Origin of the sequence: Streptomyces corchorusii (assembly GCF_001514055.1) — a bacterium.
GTDB lineage: Bacteria > Actinomycetota > Actinomycetes > Streptomycetales > Streptomycetaceae > Streptomyces > Streptomyces olivaceoviridis.
Window position 1 is genome coordinate 164943 of sequence record NZ_KQ948358.1, and the last position, 17277, is coordinate 182219.

Annotated in this window: 10 protein-coding genes and 1 pseudogene; 5 read left to right on the forward strand and 6 right to left on the reverse strand. The window is 74.6% G+C overall.

What is annotated here, in order from left to right:
• From coaD to recG, 3 genes are all read right to left on the reverse strand, one after another.
• The gene (gene coaD / locus AQJ11_RS21835) at positions 1 to 480 is read right to left on the reverse strand and encodes a pantetheine-phosphate adenylyltransferase (RefSeq protein ID WP_014675242.1); all 480 of its coding nucleotides are present in this window, start codon (positions 478 to 480) and stop codon (positions 1 to 3) included.
• 26 nt (positions 481 to 506) lie between these two features.
• A complete protein-coding gene (rsmD, locus tag AQJ11_RS21840; protein ID WP_058082037.1) occupies positions 507 to 1094 on the reverse strand; it encodes a 16S rRNA (guanine(966)-N(2))-methyltransferase RsmD in 588 nt (195 codons plus the stop codon).
• Between the two features lie 111 nt (positions 1095 to 1205).
• Positions 1206 to 3413 (reverse strand): ATP-dependent DNA helicase RecG, encoded by a 2208-nt coding sequence (recG, locus tag AQJ11_RS21845; RefSeq protein ID WP_058082036.1) that lies wholly within the window; start codon positions 3411 to 3413, stop codon positions 1206 to 1208.
• 198 nt (positions 3414 to 3611) lie between these two features.
• Here recG and AQJ11_RS21850 point away from each other — a divergent pair, with 198 nt between their 5' ends.
• Together AQJ11_RS21850 and AQJ11_RS21855 are read left to right on the forward strand one after the other, a co-directional pair.
• Positions 3612 to 5450: an HSP90 family protein gene (locus tag AQJ11_RS21850; RefSeq protein ID WP_079082377.1), complete on the forward strand. Its 1839-nt coding sequence runs from the start codon at positions 3612 to 3614 to the stop codon at positions 5448 to 5450.
• Positions 5447 to 8476 carry a hypothetical protein gene (locus AQJ11_RS21855; RefSeq protein WP_059264107.1) on the forward strand — a complete coding sequence of 1010 codons (3030 nt, stop codon included), beginning with the start codon at positions 5447 to 5449 and terminating at the stop codon, positions 8474 to 8476. The genes AQJ11_RS21850 and AQJ11_RS21855 overlap by 4 nt, the downstream gene beginning before the upstream one ends.
• Positions 8477 to 8489: 13 nt before the next feature.
• On the opposite strand, the gene AQJ11_RS21860 is transcribed toward AQJ11_RS21855, so the two are convergent.
• Entirely contained in the window at positions 8490 to 10262 is a 1773-nt protein-coding gene (locus tag AQJ11_RS21860; RefSeq protein ID WP_059264108.1) for a DAK2 domain-containing protein, read from the reverse strand.
• Positions 10263 to 10522: 260 nt separating this feature from the next.
• Here AQJ11_RS21860 and rpmB point away from each other — a divergent pair, with 260 nt between their 5' ends.
• From rpmB to AQJ11_RS21875, 3 genes and pseudogenes are all read left to right on the forward strand, one after another.
• On the forward strand, positions 10523 to 10708 hold the full coding sequence (gene rpmB / locus AQJ11_RS21865) for a 50S ribosomal protein L28 (RefSeq protein WP_003993230.1): 186 nt from the start codon (positions 10523 to 10525) through the stop codon (positions 10706 to 10708).
• Positions 10709 to 10837: 129 nt separating this feature from the next.
• A pseudogene (locus AQJ11_RS21870) lies at positions 10838 to 14082 on the forward strand (AfsR/SARP family transcriptional regulator).
• A gap of 35 nt (positions 14083 to 14117) precedes the next feature.
• On the forward strand, positions 14118 to 15320 hold the full coding sequence (locus AQJ11_RS21875; protein WP_059264109.1) for an FAD-dependent monooxygenase: 1203 nt from the start codon (positions 14118 to 14120) through the stop codon (positions 15318 to 15320).
• 47 nt (positions 15321 to 15367) lie between these two features.
• On the opposite strand, the gene thiD is transcribed toward AQJ11_RS21875, so the two are convergent.
• On the reverse strand, positions 15368 to 16162 hold the full coding sequence (thiD, locus tag AQJ11_RS21880) for a bifunctional hydroxymethylpyrimidine kinase/phosphomethylpyrimidine kinase (RefSeq protein WP_014675234.1): 795 nt from the start codon (positions 16160 to 16162) through the stop codon (positions 15368 to 15370).
• On the reverse strand, positions 16159 to 17124 hold the full coding sequence (locus AQJ11_RS21885; protein ID WP_059264110.1) for a thiamine-phosphate kinase: 966 nt from the start codon (positions 17122 to 17124) through the stop codon (positions 16159 to 16161). The genes thiD and AQJ11_RS21885 overlap by 4 nt, the downstream gene beginning before the upstream one ends.
• Positions 17125 to 17277 lie beyond the last annotated feature (153 nt).

Genomic DNA, 17277 nt, shown 5'->3' on the forward strand with positions numbered 1-17277 from the left:
TCAGTCCTTGGCGAGGCGCTTGTTCAGTGCCTCCAGGACCTCGGCCGGCACCAGGTGGGAGACGTCGCCGCCCCAGGCCGCGACCTCCTTGACGAGGGAGGAGGAGAGGAAGCTGTAGGTGGGGTTGGTGGGCACGAACAGCGTCTCCACGCCGGTGAGGCCGTTGTTCATCTGCGCCATCTGGAGTTCGTAGTCGAAGTCGCTGACGGCACGCAGGCCCTTGACGATGGCGGGGATCTCGCGCTGCTTGCAGAAGTCGACGAGGAGGCCGTGGAACGCCTCCACCCGGACGTTGGCGTACTCGGCGGTGACCTGGCGGATCAGCTCGATCCGCTCCTCGATCCCGAACAGGCCCTTCTTGGACTTGTTGATCATCACCGCGACGTAGACCTCGTCGTAGAGACGGGAGGCTCGGGCAATGATGTCGAGGTGTCCGTTGGTGATCGGGTCGAAAGACCCGGGACAGACGGCGCGGCGCACTTGTGATCCCTCGCTCTCCGGTCCGGTCATCGTGCGTCTTCGCACGTAGAGGCGGCGCGACCGTACCAAAACGTTCCCTCGCCGTAGCGACGGGACCGAATGGCCTCGAAGCCGTCCGGCCAGTGGAATTCGCCGCCTCTGGTGCTGCGCTCCACGGTGACGAGGGCTTCTTCGGCGAGCCAGCGTTCCGAACGGAGTGTGAGCAGGATCTCCCGAAGATCGTCGTCGGAGACGGCGTACGGCGGGTCGAGGAAGACCAGGTCGTACGGCTCTTCCGGGGCGGCCTGCCTGATGACCTGTTCCGCTTTGCCCGTTCTGACCTCGGCGCCCGGCAGGCCCAGGTTTTTCACGTTCTCCCGCACGATCCGCGCGGCCCGGGCGTCCGCCTCGACCAGCAGGACGTGGCCCGCGCCGCGCGACAGGGCCTCCAGGCCCACGGCGCCCGAGCCGGCGTAGAGGTCCAGGGCCCGTTCGCCGTCCAGGGGGCCGCCGAGGAGGGACTGCCAGGTGGAGAAGAGGCCCTCGCGTGCGCGGTCCGAGGTCGGCCGGGTTCCGGTGCCGGGCGGTACTGAGAGGCGCCGTCCGCCGGCGGCACCGGCGATCACGCGGGTCATGGGGGGGTCCTTCTCCGTGGGCGGCTTTACGGTTCATTGTGGCTGGTCGCGCCCGCGCGGTGGTAGCCGCATACGGACGACGGACCGCGCCCCCTCGGGGGCGCTTCCACCTCAGCCCTTCTCCAGGTACTGCTCCCTCTCCTCGTCCAGGAGGGCGTCCAGGGCCGTCCGCAGGGCCGGGAGGCCGGTCAGTTCCGGGTCGGCCGCGACCACCGCCGCCGCCTCCTGCCTCGCCTCCGCGATGACCTCCTCGTCCTCGATGACCGCAAGGACCCGGAGGCTGGAGCGGGCGCCGGACTGGGCCTGGCCGAGGACATCGCCCTCGCGGCGCTGTTCGAGGTCGATGCGGGAGAGTTCGAAGCCGTCGAGGGTGGAGGCGACGGCGCCCAGGCGCTGGCGGGCCGCGCTGGCCTCGGGCATCTCGGTGACCAGGAGGCACAGGCCGGGGGCGGAGCCGCGGCCGACCCGGCCGCGCAGCTGGTGGAGCTGGGAGACGCCGAAGCGGTCGGCGTCCATGATCACCATGGCCGTGGCGTTGGGGACGTTGACGCCGACCTCGATGACGGTGGTGGCGACCAGGACGTCCGTCTCCCCCGCGGCGAAGCGGCGCATCACGGCGTCCTTGTCGTCGGGGTGCATACGGCCGTGCAGCACCTCCACCTTCAGGCCCTTCAGCGGGCCGCGGCCGAGCTGGTCGGCCACGTCGAGCACGGCCAGCGGAGGACGCTTCTCCGCCTCGTCCTCGGGGGTCTTCTTCCTGCCGGTCTTCTTGGGATCGTCCTCCTCGTCCCCGATCCGGGGGCAGACCACGTACGCCTGGTGGCCGTTCGCGACCTCCTCGCGGACCCGTTCCCAGGCGCGGGCCAGGAAGTGGGGCTTGTCGGCGGCCGGGACGACGTGGCTGGCGATCGGGGAACGGCCGGCCGGGAGCTGGTCGAGGACCGAGGTCTCCAGGTCGCCGAAGACCGTCATGGCGACCGTGCGCGGGATGGGGGTGGCCGTCATGACGAGGAGGTGCGGGGGCTGCTTGCCCTTGCCGCGCAGGGCGTCGCGCTGTTCCACGCCGAAGCGGTGCTGTTCGTCCACCACGACCAGGCCGAGGTCGTGGAACTGGACCTTGTCCTCGATGAGCGCGTGGGTGCCGATGACGATGCCGGCCTCGCCGGTGGCCAGGTCCAGGAGGGCCTGGCGGCGGGCGGCCGTGCCCATGGAGCCGGTGAGCAGGACGACCTTGGTGGCGTGCTCCGCGCCGCCCAGCATGCCCCCCTCCGCCAGCTCGCCCATCATCTCGGTGACCGAGCGGTGGTGCTGCTGGGCGAGGACCTCGGTGGGCGCGAGCATGGCCGCCTGCCCGCCCGCGTCGACCACGGCGAGCATGGCGCGCAGGGCGACCATCGTCTTCCCGGATCCGACCTCGCCCTGGAGGAGGCGGTGCATGGGGTGGGCGGTGGCGAGGTCGGCGAAGATCTCCTCGGAGACCTTCCGCTGGCCCTCGGTGAGGGTGAACGGGAGGCGGTCGTCGAAGGCCGTGAGGATGCCGTCCGGCCTGGGGACGCGGGGGACGGCGGGGAGCTGGGTCTCGGCGTGCCGGCGGCGGGCCAGGGCGACCTGGAGGACGAAGGCCTCGTCCCACTTCAGGCGGGCGCGGGCGTCGGCGATGTCGGCCTTGGTGTGCGGGCGGTGGATCTTGAGCAGGGCCTCGGGGAGCGGCAGCAGGCCGCGGCCCGCGCGGAGGGTGTCGGGCAGGGGGTCGAGGGCCTCCTGGGCGCTCGGGAGGACCGTCTGCACGGCTTTGCCGATCTTCCAGGACTCCAGTTTGGCGGTGGCCGGGTAGATCGGAATCAGGGCGCCCGCCCAGGTCTCGACGGTCTCCTCGCTGTCGCCTCGCAGCAGTTCGTAGGCAGGGTGGGCCAGTTGGAGGCGGCGGTTGAAGACGGAGACCTTGCCGGCGAACATCGCGCGGGTGCCCGGCAGCAGCTCCTTGTGGGGTTTGTGCACGCCGTTGCCGAAGAAGACGAGCTGGAGCCGGCCGCTGCCGTCGGTGATGGTGACTTCGAGGCGCTGGCCCTTGCCGCGGGGGGCCCTGGCCGAGGCGAAGGTGTGCAGGCGGGCGTCGGCGACCTGGGCGACCACCGTGACGTGCTCGTCCATGGGGAGGTCGGCCAGGTGCGTGAGCTGGCCGCGCTCCTCGTATCTGCGCGGGTAGTGGTGGAGCAGGTCGCCGACGGTGTGCAGGCCGAGGTGCTCGGCCATCACCTTCGCGGTGGCGGGGCCGAGCACCTTCTTGAGCGGTTCTTGCAGTGCGGGCACGAGATCCATTGCACACCACGGCACTGACAATGCCGTAGACCCTGCTGCGCGGGTTCCCGGCCGGATGCCGTAAACATCAGGGAAACTCCTGGTCAGGCGGGCGTCCCCGCTCTAGGATGGCGCGCTCCGGCCATCCTTCGCGGTCACCGCCCCGCCGGGACCGCCCGACCCCGCGCCGCGCACACGCCCCCCTCCGGCGCAGTGACGATGGACTCCCACAGCTCTCAGGCATCCCAGCCAGCCCAGTCACCTCACCCACCTCACAGCTTCCAGGTCGACCTGCGTGGTCTGGTGGACCTGCTCTCCCATCACCTCTACTCCAGCCCCAAGGTCTATCTGCGCGAACTGTTGCAGAACGCCGTGGACGCCGTCACCGCCCGCCGGGCCGCCGAACCGGACGCCCCGGCGCGGATCCGGCTGTACGCGGCGGACGGCGGGCTGCGGGTGGAGGACACCGGTGTCGGGCTCACCGAGCCGGACGTGCACAGCCTGCTGGCCACCATCGGCCGCAGCTCCAAGCGGGCCGAGGGCCTGGAGGAGGCCCGGTCGGACTTCCTCGGCCAGTTCGGCATCGGGCTGCTGGCCTGCTTCGTCGTCGCCGAGCGGATCCGGGTGGTCAGCCGCAGCGCCCGCACGCCCGGGGCCCCGCCGGTGGAGTGGACCGCCCGGGACGACGGCTCGTACACCGTGCGCACGCTGCCCGACGCCGAGCGGCCCGAGCCGGGTACGACCGTGTACCTGACCGCGCGGGCCGGTGCCGCGGAGTGGCTGGCGCCGGAGCGGGTCCGCGACCTGGCCCGGGACTTCGGCTCGCTGCTGCCGTACGACGTCCGGGTCGGCGACGAGCCCGTCACCGAGCTGCCCGCGCCCTGGGACCGCGCCCATCCCAGTCCGGCCGGCCGTCGGGTGGCGCTGGCCCGGCACTGCCGTGAGCTGTTCGGGTTCACCCCGCTGGACTCCATCGACCTGGACGTGCCGGTGGCCGGGGTCCGCGGGGTGGCGTACGTGCTGCCGTCGGCGGTCAGCCCGGCCCAGCGGGCGACCCATCGTGTGCACCTGAAGGGCATGCTGCTCACCGAGCGGGCCGAACAGCTGCTGCCGGACTGGGCGTTCTTCGTGCGCTGCGTCCTGGACACCGACAGCCTGCGGCCGACCGCCTCGCGCGAGTCGCTGTACGAGGACGAGACGCTGGCCGCCGTGCGGGACGCGCTCGGGACGCGGATCCGGTCCTGGCTGACCGGGCTCGCGGCCGGTGATCCGGAGCGCCTCGCGGCCTTCCTCGCCGTGCACCACCTGGGCGTGAAGTCCCTCGCCCGGCACGACGCCGGCATGCTGCGCACGATGCTGCCGTGGCTGCCGTTCGAGACGACCGACGGGCAGCTCCCGCTGGAGGAGTTCGCGCGGCGGCACCCGGTGGTGCACTTCACGCGGACGGTCGAGGAGTACCGGCAGGTCGCGCCGATCGCCGCCGCGCAGGGCGTCGGGGTGGTCAACGGCGGTTACACCTACGACAGCGAGCTGGTCGAGGCGCTGCCGCGGGTGCGGCCGGGGACGGTGGTCGCCGAGCTGGACGCGGACACCGTGACCGCGCACCTGGACGCGGTCGACCCGGCGGAGGAGCTGGCGCTGTCCGGGTTCCTGGCCGCCGCGCGGGACCGGCTCGACCCGCTGGGCTGCGACGTCGTCCTGCGGGCCTTCCATCCGCTGTCCGTGCCCGCGCTGCACCTGGACGACCGGGCCGCCCGGCACGAGCAGGCCCGCGCGGTGGCCGAGGAGCAGGCCGACGACCTGTGGGCGGGCATCCTGGGCTCGCTGCGCGGCAGCGCCCCGCGCGCGCGTCTGGTCCTCAACCACCTCAACCCGCTGGTCCGGCGGATCGGTTCGCTCGGCGACCCGGAGCTGATCGGCACCGCGACCGAGGCGCTGTACGGGCAGGCCCTGCTGATGGCGCGGCGCCCGCTCAGGCCGGCCGACTCGGCGCTGCTCAACCGGGCGTTCATCGGGCTGCTCGAATGGGCGACCCACGGGGAGGGGAACGGACGATGAGTGAGATCACCGACTTCGACGCGCTGCGCCGGGCGCTGGCGGAGAACTCCGAGCAGCCGGAGGGCCCGGCCCGCAACGCGCGCGCGGAGCAGCTGCTCGCCGAGGCCGAGAGGCTGGACATCCCGCTCGCCGTGATCGAGGCGCTCGGGCACCAGCTGAAGGTCTACAACTACAGCTCCGAGAAGGACAAGATGTTCGTCCCGTTCGCGCGGCTGCTGCGCATGTGGGACGAACGGCCCGAGGACTTCGACGCGTACGAGACGCACTCGCTGTACTGGGTCTTCAAGTGGATGTCGGCGGGCATGCTGGACCAGCCGCACATCCCGCTCGCCTCGGTCGAGAAGTGGCTCGGCGAGATGGAGCGCCGCTACCGGCTCGCCGGGTACTCCGAACGGGCCGTGCGCAGCGCCGAGTTCAGTGTGGCCGCGCACATCGGGGACGTCGCGCGCGCGGAGCGGGCGTACGCGGCGTGGCTGGCCGCCGACCGGGACCGGATGGCCGACTGCCACGCCTGCGAGCTGCGCGGGCAGGGCGCCTGGCAGGCGCGGTGCGGGCGGGACGCCGAGGCGCTCCGGCTGTGGCGGCCGGTGCTGGAGGGCGAGTTCGCGTGCGCCCACGAGCCGCACAACGTGCTCGCCTCCTCGCTGGCCCCGCTGCTGCGGCTGGGCCGCGTCGAGGAGGCCCGCGCGCACCATCTGCGGGGCTTCAGGCTGGTGCGGTCCATGGAGAGCATGCGGGGCGCGTACGCCGACCATGTGGAGTTCTGCGCGCTGACCGGGAACGAGGCGCGCGGTCTGGAGCTGCTGGCGGAGCGGCCGGCGTACTTCACGGACACCGGGCATCCGCGCAGCCGGCTGGACTTCCTGGCCGTGGTGACGCTGCTGATGGACCGGCTGACCGAGCTGGGGCACGGCGGGCAGCGGGTGCCGGGGCCGGCCGGACGGACCTGGACCGCGCGGGAACTCGCCGCGCACGCGCGCGCGGAGGCGACGGAGCTCGCCGAGCGGTTCGACCGGCGCAACGGCACGTCCGCCGTCGGCGACCGCGTCCGCGCGCGCATCGCCCAGCGCCCGCTGGTGGACCGCCTCCCGCTGGGCGTGCGTACGGTGCGTCCCGCGCCGGCGGTCGCCCCCTCGCCGCCGGCGGCCCCCGCCGAACCGGACCTGCCCGCCCTGCTCGCCGAGGCGCGGCGCCTGTCGGACACCCTGCGACCGCAGGCCCTGGAGGCCTGGGCGGCGGTCGCGCGGGCCGCGCCGGACGGCGCCGGCCTCACGGCGCGCGACCGTGCGGAGATCGCCGACCACGAGGCGATGGCCCGGGGACCGGAGGGGCTGGAGCTGTTCGAGCGGGCGGCGGCCCTGTACGCGGAGGCGGGCGACCCGGGCGAGGCCCTGGCGGCACGCGCGCGCGGGGCGTACATCCGCGCCCTGACGGGCGAGCCGGACACGGCCCTCACCACGGTCGCGTCCCTGTACGACGAGGCACTCGCCCTGTACGCCGACGAGGGCACCGCAGTACGCCAGACGGCGTCGGTGGCGATGAGCCGGGCCCGGGTACTGGTGCGCCGGGTGCACGAGACGGCGGGCGGGGGCACCGGAGACGGCCGGGGTCAGGAGTTCGAGGAGTTCACCGGGCCGGGTTCCGGGGAGGCCGCGGCGGACACCGGGCAGGCCGTCGCGGAGGCTGAGGCTGCCGTGCGGGAGGTGCTGGCGCTCGTCGACGGGCATGGTGGCGGCGACGTGCGGTTGGCGGCGCGGGGGGCCGAGGCGTGGGCCATGCTCGGCGAGTTGGCCGGGGTGACCGGGGACGCCGGACGGGCGGCGGAGCTGTTCCGGCGGGCCGCCGCCGCGTACGTGGCCGCCGGTCTTCCCTGGTTCGCGCTGGAGTACCAGGTGCAGGTCGCCGCCCTGGCCCACCAGACCGGTGACCTGGCCGGGGCCGAGGCGGCGCTGCGGGCGGCCCTGGAGCACGGCGCGCCGTACGTGGAGCCGGTCGGGCGGGCCCAGTTGCACCTTCAGCTCGCCGAGGTGCTCGGTGGCCGGGACGCGTCCGGTGAGGCGGCCGAGCACGCGCTGGAGGCCGCGCACTGGGCCGACGAGGCCGGTGAGAGCGGCACCCTGGGCGCCTGGGCGCGGCACCAGCTCGGCGGGTACCTGCTGCGCCGGGGCCGGTACGCGGAGGCCGCCGAGGTGCTGGAGTCCGCCCTGGCCGACCTCTGCGCCGACACGCACGGCGACGGGACGGTCGTCCAGGCGCGCTGGTGGCTCGGGGACTGCCTGGGCGAGCTGGGCGAGCACCGGGCCGCCGCCGAGCAGCGGCTCAAGGCCGCCGACCTCGCACGGCACTGGCCCGAGCAGCAGGACCACGCCACGCTCGCCCACCTCGCCGCCGAGTCGCTGGGCAGCGCGGGGCTGACGGCGGAGGCGGACCGCGCGTACGCGCGCGCGGGCGAACTGTGGCGCGCGCTCGGCAACACCCCGTTCCTGGTCCGTTCGCTGCGCGCCCGCGCCTGGCTCGCCCTCGACGGTGAGCCGGGGGCGGCGGACGCCCACGCGCTGATGACCCAGGCGGTCCGGGAGTGCGAGGCGGCGCTGGCGGTGGCGCAGGAGGCTGACCGCGAGGAGCTGGCCACCGAACTGGGCGGCACCTACCGGCAGTTCGCGGAGCTGCTGGCCCGCTCGGTGTCCGAGGAGGCCGAGGAGGCCGAGGAGAGCGAGGAGGCCGAGGACCCGGCGGTCCGGGCCGCGTTCGAGGCGGCGCTGGAGCAGATGACCCGGGCCGTGGCGGTGTTCGCGACGCTCGGCGCGGCCGGGCTGCACCTCCGTACCGGTGCGGAACTGGCCGCGGGCCGGCTGGAGGCGGACCTCGGCCGTCCGGCGCGGGCGGCGGCACGCGCGCGTGGAGTGCTCGCGGCCTACGAGGGCGCGGGTGAGACGGACGAGACGGTCCTGGCCCTGCGGGAAGAAGCGGCCTGCTTGCTGGAGGCGGCACAGGAGCAGGCGAAGGAGGACGCCGAACGGGGCTGAGCCGTCCCCACCGTCACTCCACGCCGATGAGCAGCAGCGCCCCCTGCCGGCCGCCCCGGTACACCACCGTGTCCACGGCCAGGTAGGACTCCCGTACGCGTGCCTCCAGCTGCGCGGCGACGGTCTCGGGCGCCTCGTCGCCGACGACGAGCGTGACCAGTTCGCCGCCGGCCTGGAGCATGCGGTCCAGGAGGGTGCGGGCGGTGGCGGTGACGTCCGCGCCGATCACCGCGACATCGCCGTCGATCAGGCCGAGCACGTCCCCGGCCTGGCAGATGCCGGCCGTCGTCCAGGACTGGCGCTCGGCGACGACGACTTCGGCGTACCGGGTGGCGCCCGCCGCCGAGGTCATCTGGACGACGTCCTCGTCGAACCGGCGCCCCGGCTCGTGCACGGCGAGCGCGGCGATGCCCTGGACCGCCGAGCGGGTCGGGATCAGGGCCACGCGGATGCCCTCGGTGCGGGCCTGTTCGGCTGCGGCGGCGGCCGTGTGGTGCAGGTCGGCGTCGTTGGGCAGCAGCACGACCTCCCGCGCGTGGGCCCGCCGTACCGCCTGCACCAGCTCCCCGCTGGCGGGCGGCTCGCCGGGGCGCGCGAGGACGGTGGTCGCGCCCGACTCGGCGTACAGTCCGGCGAGCCCCTCGCCCGGTACCACGGCGACGACCGCCCGCTGGGCACGCTCGCGCGGCGGGCGCTCGCGGCCGGTGTGCACATCGCCGAGTCCGAAGTGGGTGATCCGGATCCGGTAGGGCCGCCCGGCCTCCACGCCGGCCTCCACGGCGGCGCCGGCGTCGTCGACGTGCACATGGACGTTCCACAGCCCGTCGCCGCCGACCACGACCAGGGAGTCCCCGAGGGCGTCGAGCCGCGCGCGCAGCCGGGCCACGGCCGCGTCGTCGGCCTCCAGGAGGTAGATCACCTCGAAGGCCGGTCCGCCGGGTCCGGCCGCGTCGGCGCATCGCTCGGTGGCCGCCACGCGCGCGTGCGCGGGCGCGTCGCCATCGGGAACGGGTGCGGGTACGGACCCGGCCCCCTGGGGCCGCGGGATCTCCCGCAGCAGGGACTCGCGTACCGGAAGCTCACGTGCCGCGGGTTCACGTACCGGAAGCTCACGTGCCGGCGGCTCCCGTACCGCCTCCCCCGTGAACGCCTCCACCAGTGCCCCCAGCACCGCCACCAGCCCCCGGCCGCCCGCGTCGACCACGCCGGCCCGCTCCAGCACGGCGAGCTGGCCCGGGGTCGCCGCGAGGGCCGTCCGCGCTCCCTCGTAGGCGGCCCGCGCGACCGTCCGGCAGTCGCCGTCGGCCCGCTCGGCGGCGTCGGCGGCGGCCGAGGCGACCGTGAGCACCGTGCCCTCGACGGGGCGGGCGACGGCCTGCCGGGCGGAGTCCGCGGCCCGGCGCAGGGCCAGCCGCAGCCCCGGGCCGTCGATGTGAGGGGCGTCACCGTCGTCCGCGAGCACCTGTGCCATCCCGCGCAGGAGCTGCGCGAGGATCGTCCCCGAGTTGCCCCGGGCCCCGATCAGCGCCCCGTGGGCCATGGCCCGGACGGCGTCCGCCAGCGCGGGCTCCCCGGAGCCGGTCCCGTACCCGGCGAACACCGCCTCCACGGCCGTCGCCGCCGACTCCAGGGTCAGGTACAGATTGGTCCCGGTGTCGCCGTCCGCCACCGGATAGACGTTGATGGCATCGATCTCCTCACGGGCCCTGCCCAGGGCCCGGAGCGCCAGACCGCACCAGGTGCGCACCGCGAGAGCATCGAGGAATGTCTGCGGTACCTGCGTCACCTGCGCCTCCCTGAGCTGGCTTGACGTGGGACGCAGCGTAGACCCCGGACCGGCGTCCTCCGGAAGAGGGCCGGGGACGGGGGTCTGAGCTGCCATGGTAGTTTCGTTGTACGGGCGCAGTCGTTGTATGCTGCTCCGGTTGCCCGATCCGATCGGGCCATTCCCCTGGCAGCGCCACTCAAGATTCAGGTCTTATAGGATCTCGATTCCCGGCATGCCGGGATCAACCGTAAGTGCATCTGAAGTCTTTGGAGTGACCCGTGGCTGCCAACTGCGACGTCTGCGGCAAGGGGCCGGGCTTCGGCAACAACATCTCGCACTCGCACCGCCGTACGTCCCGCCGCTGGAACCCGAACATCCAGCGTGTGCGTACCGTGGTCGGCGGGACGCCGAAGCGCGTGAACGCTTGCACCTCGTGCATCAAGGCCGGCAAGGTCTCGCGCTGACGCTACAGCTGAGCGCGCGGCCACTGCCTGGTTCGCTGCACTGAGCCGGTCCACCCCCGGGTGGGCCGGCTTTTTGCCGTACCCATGAGCCGTGCCCATGAACGGCCGCCGCCTGCCAGAATCCACGGAATGCGCTTCGGCATCCTGGGCCCGGTCGAGATCCGCACCGACGACGGCACTCCCCTCGACCCCGGCGGCCCCCGGCCCCGCGCCCTGCTCACGCTGCTGCTGCTCGACGCCGGCCGCGCGGTGTCCGTGGAGCGCCTGCTGGACGGCCTGTACGGCGCCGAGCCGCCCGCCGGGGCCCTGGGCGCGCTCCAGTCCCAGATCTCCCGCCTGCGCCGGCGTCTCGCGCCGCACGCCGGCGTCTCGCGCCGCACGCCGGCGTCGACGCCGGCCCCGCCGGCTACGCCCTCGCCGTCGCCCCGGACACGGTCGACGTCCACCGTTTCGCGCGCCTGGCCGCCGAGGGCCGTACGGCGCTCACCGCCGGCGATCATCAGCGGGCGGCGGCCCTTCTGCGGGACGCCCTCGCGCTGTGGCGCGGGCCGGCGCTGCCCGACCTGCCGGACGCGCACGCCGACCGGGCACGGCTGGAGGAGCTGCGGCTGGCCGTCGTCCAGGACCGGACCGACGCGGAGCTGGGTCTCGGGGGCGGGCCGGAGCTGGTGCCCGAGTTGCGGGCGCTGCTCCGGGAGCGTCCGCTGGACGAACGGCTGTACGGGCAGCTGATGCGGGCCCTGCACGCGGCCGGGCGGTCCGCCGAGGCGCTCGCGGTGTTCGAGGAGGCGCGGCGCAGCCTCGCCGACGAGCTGGGCGCCGACCCGTCGCCCGCCCTGTCCGCGCTCCACCTCCACCTGCTCCGGGACGGGTCGCGGACCCCGGCCCGCCCGCGTCTGCCGGCCCAGCTCACCCGCTTCGTGGGCCGCGAACCGGAACTGGCCCGGATCGACCGCGCCCTCATCGACTCCCGCCTGGTGACGCTGACGGGCCCCGGCGGCGTCGGCAAGACCCGGCTCGCCCTGGAGGCGGCCCGCGTCCGGGCCGGCGGGAACGCGACGCGGTCCGCCACCGGCGCGGACTCCCGCCCCGCCGACGCCCGAGACGTCTGCCTGGTGGAACTCGCGCCCCTCACCGACGGGGCCCGGATCCCGTACGCGGTGCTGGCGGCGCTCGGGGTGCGGGACGGCTTCCGCAGCCCCGCCACGGACGCCCTGGACCGGCTGCTGGCGGCGCTGGCGGACCGTGAGGTGCTGCTGGTGCTCGACAACTGCGAGCACCTGGTCGAGTCCACCGCCCGTACGACCGCGCTGCTCCTCGGCGCCTGCCCCCAGGTCCGCGTCCTGGCGACCGGCCGGGAGTCGCTGGGCATCACGGGCGAGGTGCTGGTGCCGGTGCCGCCGCTGCCCGAGAAGCCGGCCGTACGGCTGCTGCTGGACCGCGCGCGGGCGGTGCGGCCCGATTTCGACGGCCACGCGCGCGTGGCGGAGATCTGCCGGGCGCTGGACGGGCTGCCGCTGGCGATCGAACTGGCGGCGGCCCGGCTGCGCACCCTCTCGGTGGACGAACTGGCGGACCGGCTGCACGACCGGTTCCGGGTGCTCGCGCGCGGGGACCGGGCCAAGGCGCCCCGGCACCGCACGCTGCGCGCGGTGGTGGAGTGGAGCTGGGAGCTGCTGGACGCGGCGGAACGGGACCTGGCGAGCAGGCTGACCGTCTTCGCGGGCGGGGCCACGCTGGACGCCGTGGCGGCCGTCTGCGGGGTGCCGTACCCGGAGGATGCGCTGGCGTCCCTGGTCGAGAAGTCGTTCCTGGAGGTGTCCGACGGGCGCTACCGGATGCTGGAGACGATCCGCGCCTTCGCCGCCGAGTCACTCACGGGCCCCGGACAGCCGGACGCCACGCCTGCCCGGCCCCGACAGCCGGACGCCACTCCCGCCGACTCCCGCCAGCCGGGCACCACCCGCACCAACTCCCGGCAACCGAGCACCACCCCCGGCGGCCCCCGACAACCGAGCACCACCCCCGGCGAACCGTCCGCCGACGCCCGGCGGCTGCGCGCCGCCCACGCCGCCTACTTCCTGCGGCTGGCCGAGCACGCCGAGCCGCTCCTGCGCGGTGGCGGGCAACTGCCCTGGCTGGGGCGGCTGGCCGCCGAGCAGGGCAATCTCGACGCGGCCCTGCGGTACCTGACCGAGGCGGCCCCGCGGGACGCGCTGCGGCTGACGGCCGCGCTGACCTGGTTCCGGCGGCTGCGCGGCCTGCACGGCGACCGCGTGCCGGGTGCCCGGGCCCTGCTCGCGGCGGTGGGCGAGGAGCCGCCGCCCGGCCTGGCCGAGGAGTACGCGCTGTGTGTGATGAACGCGGTCTCCGGGCGCGGTGACGACCCGGCGGACCCCGGTCTGATCGCCCGCGCGGCCACCCTCATGGCCTCCTTGGACGGCCCGCTGCGGCTGCCGTTCACGGTGATCCTCTGGTCCCTCACGGGCGGCCCCCAGCTGAGCGTGGACGAACGCGTGCGCGTGCAGCTGGACCGGGAGCCGTGGGGTCTGGCCCTGCTGGATCTCGGCCTCGCCTACCAGGCGCTGTTCGCGGGGCGGGCCGCCGACGCGGAAGCGGGCTTCACGCGCGCGTGGAAGGGGTTCCGGGGGACGGGCGACCGCTGGGGCATGGCCAACTGCCTCGACCCGCTCGGCACGTTCGCGTACGGCCGGGGCGCGTACGGAAGGGCGCTGGCCCTGCTGGACGAGGGACTGGTGCACGTCCGGGAGCTGGACGCGCCGGAGGAGACCGCCGATCTGCTGCGCACGCGCGCGGTGGTGCTGCTCGCCCAGGGCGCCCCGGAGGAGGCCGTCGCGCACTTCACGCGCTCCGGTGATCTGGCCCGTACCGCCGGGGCGAGCGACAAGGTGGCCGGTGCGCTGCGCGGGCTGGGGGACGCGGCCCGGCGGGGCGGCGACACGGCACGCGCACGCGTGCACTACGAGAACGCCCTGGAGGCCTGCGCGGCCACGTGGTTCAGCGTGGGCGAGACGGCGCGGATCCTCATCGGGCTGGGCCGTACCGCCGCCGCCGAGGGGAACACGGAGTCCGCCCGGGACTGGCTGGCCCAGGCCCGCGCGCAGGCCCTGGAGTCGTCCGACCGGCTCCTGCTCGCCGATGTCGCCGACGCGCTCGCCGCCGTCGCCCCGCGCCCGGAGCGGGCGGCCGAACTCCTCGGCGCCGCCGCGGGTCTGCGCGGCGCGCCCCTGCCCGGGGACCCCGAGGGGGCGCGGACGACGGAGCACACGCGCGCGTGCCTGTCGCCCGAGGTCTACGCCTGGGCCTACGAGCGGGGCCGGCACCTGCGGTCGGCGGCGGTCAGCGAACGGTAAGGGCACGGTGAGCGGGGCCCCGGACCGTGGCCGGCATGACGCAGACACACCACCTCGGCCACCTGTCCGTCCTGATCTCCGGCGCCAGCGTCGCCGGCCCCGCCCTCGCCCTGAACCTGGCCCGCTACGGCGCCCGGGTGACGGTCGTGGAGAGGGCGCCCGCCCTGCGCGCCGGCGGCTTCGCCGTCGACTTCCGGGGGCACGTGCACCGTACGGTGCTCACCGCGATGGGCATCTGGGACGACATCCACGCCCACCAGACCCGCATGGGCCCCCAGAGCGTCGTCTCCGCCGACGGCACCCCGCGCGTGGACCTGCCCGCGGAGATGATGAGCGGCGATGTGGAGATCTTCCGCGGTGACCTGGCCCGCATCATGTACGAGCGGACGAAGGACTCGGTGGAGTACGTCTTCGGCGACTCCGTCACGGCGCTGGCCGACACCCCGCGGGGTGTCGAGGCCGCGTTCGAGCGGGGCGCGCCCCGCCGCTTCGACCTCGTCGTCGGTGCCGACGGCCTGCACTCGAACACCCGCCGCCTGGTCTTCGGCGACGAATCCCGCTACCTGCGCTTCCTCGACCACTACGTGGCCGGCTTCACCCTCCCCAACCACCTGGGCCTGAACCGCACCGGCCGCCTCTACAGCGAGCCCGGCCGCTGTGTCGGCCTCGCCAACTACGACGGCGACCCGGAGCGCGCCGGCGCCCTGCTGGTCTTCCGGTCCGAGCGGCTGGCGTACGACCGCCGGGACGTCGCGGCGCAGAAGCGGATCCTCGCCGAGCGGTTCGCCGGGATGGGCTGGGAGACGCCGGCCGTGCTGAAGGGCCTCGCGGAGGCGGACGACCTGTACTTCGACGCCATCGCCCAGATCCACGTCGACCGTCTCGTCCAGGGCCGGGTGGCGCTGCTCGGGGACGCCGGGTACGGGGCGACGATGGGCGGCATGGGCACGGGTGTGGCGATCGTCGGCGCTTATGTCCTCGCCGGTGAGCTGGCCCTGGCGGGCGGCGATCACCGGGTCGCGCTGGCCGCCTACGAGAGCCGCGTCCGGGACTTCGCCAGGGGCTGCCAGAAGATCTCCGGCAACGCGGGGCCGTTCTTCGCCCCGGCCACCGAGCGGCGCATCCGCAGCCGGGACCGGATGTACCGGCTGCTCGGCTCCCGGCCGCTGGCCGGCTTCTTCAAGCGGCTGACGGAGAGGGCGGCGACCGCGATCGAGCTCCGGGACTACCCCGCCTGACCTCGGCGACTACCCCGCCCGACTAGGGCGAGTGCCCCGCCTGGTGCTCAGGGGGTGTCCCGCCTGAGCGCCCACCCGTGGTCCACGGGCCCGATCCCGGCGCCGAGGGCGAACCCGGCGGCGATGGCCCCGGTGACGTACTCCTTGGCCGCCGCGACCGCCTCCGGCACGGGCTGTCCCTGGGCCAGGCCGCAGGCGATGGCGGAGGCGAGGGTGCAGCCGGTGCCGTGGGTGTGCCGGTTGTCGTGCCGGGGCGCCCGCAGCAGGTGGACCTCGGAGCCGTCGGTGAGCAGGTCCACGGCGTCGCCCGCCAGGTGTCCGCCCTTGACCAGCACCCAGCGCGGCCCGAACTCCAGCACGGCCGCGGCGGCCCGTCGCAGATCGTCCTCCGACTGGACGCGGACGCCGGTGAGTTGGGCCACCTCGTCCAGGTTCGGGGTGGCCACGGTCGCCACCGGCAGCAGCTTCGTCCGTACGGAGTCCAGGGCGGAGGCGGCCAGCAGCGGGTCGCCGTGCTTGGAGACGCCGACCGGGTCCACCACGGCCGGTGCGTCCGTGCCGGAGATCAATTCGGCGACCGCCTCGACCAGTTCGGCGGAGGCCAGCATGCCGGTCTTCACGGCCTGGACGCCGATGTCGTCCACGACGCTGCGGTACTGGGCCCGGACCGCCTCCACGGGCAGCTCCCAGGCACCCTGCACCCCCACGGAGTTCTGCGCGGTGACGGCGGTGAGCACGCTCATGCCGTGCACGCCGAGCGCGAGCATCGTCTTCAGGTCGGCCTGGATGCCGGCGCCGCCGCCGGAGTCCGAGCCGGCCACCGTGAGCACCCGGGGGATCATGACTCGATGTCCCCGAAGTGGTCCCAGCCGCCCTTGCTGGTCCAGGGCGCCCCGTCGACGGTCACCTGGGGCAGCGCGGAGGGGTTGAGGACCTCGCCGATGACCTTCCAGCGGGCCGGGAGCTTGGCGTCCGGCGGGAAGGTGGCCACGATCGCGTGGTCCTCTCCCCCGGTCAGCACCCACTGGAGCGGGTCCACGCCGACGGCCTGTCCGATGTCGTTCATCTGCGTCGGGATGTCGATCGCGCCGGAGCGGATGTCGATGCGGACCTTGCTGGCCTCGGCGATGTGCCCGAGGTCGGCGATCAGACCGTCGCTGACGTCGCACATCGCGGTGGCGCCGAGCGCGGCGGCGGCCGGCCCCGCGTGGTACGGCGGCTCGGGGCGCCGGTGGGCCTCCACGAAGGCGCGGGGCGAGCGGAAACCGCGGACGAGCACCGCGTACCCGGCCGCGGACCAGCCCAGCCAGCCGGTGACGGCCACGATGTCGCCGGGCTGGGCACCCGCGCGCGTGACGGGCTCCTGGTTGCGCAGATCGCCGAGCGCGGTGATCGACACCATGATCGTGTCGCCGCGTACGACGTCCCCGCCGACCACGGAGGCGCCGGCGACCTGGCACTCGTCGCGCAGGCCGTCCATCAGCTCGGTCGGCCAGGTGACCGGCAGCTCCGCGGGGACGACCAGGCCGAGCAGCAGCGCGGTCGGCACGGCGCCCATGGCGGCGATGTCCGCGAGGTTCTGCGCGGCGGCCTTGCGGCCGACGTCGTAGGCCGTGGACCAGTCGCGGCGGAAGTGCCGGCCCTCCAGCAGGATGTCGGTGCTCGCCACCACCCGCCGGTCGGGCGCGGCGACCACCGCGGCGTCGTCGCCGGGGCCGACCCGGACCACCGGGGTGGTGGTGAGACGGGAGGTCAGCTCCCGGATGAGCCCGAACTCACCTAGCTCACCCACTGTGCCCTTCATTGCCTCAAGCCCCTTCTGTGCCTTGCCACGCCCGGTCGCGCGTCACCAGTGTCCCCGATACGGTCGAGGTGACCGTCAACTTCCGTCGTGCCTGCACCCTGGCGCGCAAGCCCGGTTCCCGCAGGTCTCCCCTCGGGGAGCGGCGACGCGATA

Bases quoted from the DNA above. Each gene is read 5' to 3' on its own strand.
- AQJ11_RS21855 (WP_059264107.1), top strand. From the start codon at position 5,447: ATGAGTGAGATCACCGACTTCGACGCGCTGCGCCGGGCGCTGGCGGAG.
- AQJ11_RS21875 (WP_059264109.1), top strand. From the start codon at position 14,118: ATGACGCAGACACACCACCTCGGCCACCTGTCCGTCCTGATCTCCGGC.
- thiD (WP_014675234.1), bottom strand. From the start codon at position 16,162: ATGATCCCCCGGGTGCTCACGGTGGCCGGCTCGGACTCCGGCGGCGGC.
- rsmD (WP_058082037.1), bottom strand. From the start codon at position 1,094: ATGACCCGCGTGATCGCCGGTGCCGCCGGCGGACGGCGCCTCTCAGTA.
- AQJ11_RS21885 (WP_059264110.1), bottom strand. From the start codon at position 17,124: ATGAAGGGCACAGTGGGTGAGCTAGGTGAGTTCGGGCTCATCCGGGAG.
- recG (WP_058082036.1), bottom strand. From the start codon at position 3,413: ATGGATCTCGTGCCCGCACTGCAAGAACCGCTCAAGAAGGTGCTCGGC.
- AQJ11_RS21850 (WP_079082377.1), top strand. From the start codon at position 3,612: ATGGACTCCCACAGCTCTCAGGCATCCCAGCCAGCCCAGTCACCTCAC.